This is a genomic window from Micromonospora sp. SL1-18 (assembly GCF_047921505.1).
In the GTDB taxonomy this organism is placed as follows: domain Bacteria; phylum Actinomycetota; class Actinomycetes; order Mycobacteriales; family Micromonosporaceae; genus Micromonospora.
Genome location: NZ_JBLROA010000180.1, coordinates 1 through 1,128, shown reverse-complemented (window position 1 = coordinate 1,128; position 1,128 = coordinate 1). Strand labels below are relative to the sequence as shown.

Here is a 1,128-nt window from a genome sequence, read left to right as displayed (position 1 = left end):
GAGATCGATGGCAACGGCGCCTGGCTCAAGGTCCCACTCGGGAAGATGGCCACCGAGCGGATGGTGCCGCTGGATACCGAGACCCTCGACCTGATCGACCGGATCACCCAGATCCGATCCCACGGTCGACCGATGCCGCACCCGCGCTACCGGCGCCCCGCGCAGTTCCTGTTCACCTACCTCGGGCGCAGGCTGACCCAGCAAGGCGTCCGCCGCGAGCTCGACCACGCTGCCGACGTCGCCAGGTTGGAGCACGTCACCTCCCACCAACTGCGACACACCTACGCCACCGCGCTGGTCAACGCCGGAGTCTCCCTGCAAGCCCTGATGGCGTTGCTCGGGCACGTCAGCGCCGAAATGAGCCTGCGTTACGGGCGACTGTTCGACTCCACCGTCCGCACCGAGTACGAACGCGCCCTGGAACTCGCCAAGCAGCAAGCTCCGCAACCCCACGCCCAGACCAACGCCAGCACGCCAGGCAGACTTCAACTCCCACTAACTGCCATCACCGGCGGCAAGGACTGGCGCACCACACCGCTGCTGAAATCACGCATGGCCGGCGGGTTCTGCCTACGCGCCCCCGCCCAGGGCGCCTGCAGCTACGCCAACATCTGCGAACACTGCCCCAGCTACCGAGCCGACCCGTCATCCCTGCCGATCCTCGCCGCCCAACGCGTCGACGCCGAAGCACTCGCCCAAGACGCAGAAGAACGAGGATGGATCGACGAAGCCCAACGCCACCACAAGCTCATCGCACGCCTGGACGCCCTGATCGCCGCCACGGAGGCCACCGCCGGATGAACGCAAGCCACACGATGAACGCGGTCGAGCGTGCCTGCATCGACCTCGCCCGAGACGGACGACCCGTCACGTTCACCGCGATCGCCACCGCCACCGGGCTCAGCCGGTCCACCCTCTACCGCAACACCGCACTACGCGCCATCATCGAACACCACCAGCACACCGACGGACCGATCACCGCGATCACCGACGAGATCGCCACGCTACGCGCCGCAGTGAGCACCCTCGCCGAACGAGTCCGCAGCCACGAAGAACAACTCCGCCGACTCCATCGCTGACTCCGTTAACCGGCCAATAGCCAAGCAGAACGCCGATTAGCCGGATAAT

General features: G+C 66.5%; 2 protein-coding genes. Both read left to right on the top strand.

The window, feature by feature from the left end; translation table 11 throughout:
• On the top strand, window positions 1–801 hold an 801-nt coding region (locus ACNAW0_RS30410), incomplete at its 5' end, for a tyrosine-type recombinase/integrase (protein ID WP_416291485.1).
• Window positions 798–1,079, top strand: a complete 282-nt coding sequence (locus ACNAW0_RS30405; RefSeq protein ID WP_416291484.1) for a DUF6262 family protein — start codon at window positions 798–800, stop codon at window positions 1,077–1,079. The genes ACNAW0_RS30410 and ACNAW0_RS30405, both read left to right, overlap by 4 nt.
• Window positions 1,080–1,128: the final 49 nt, after the last annotated feature.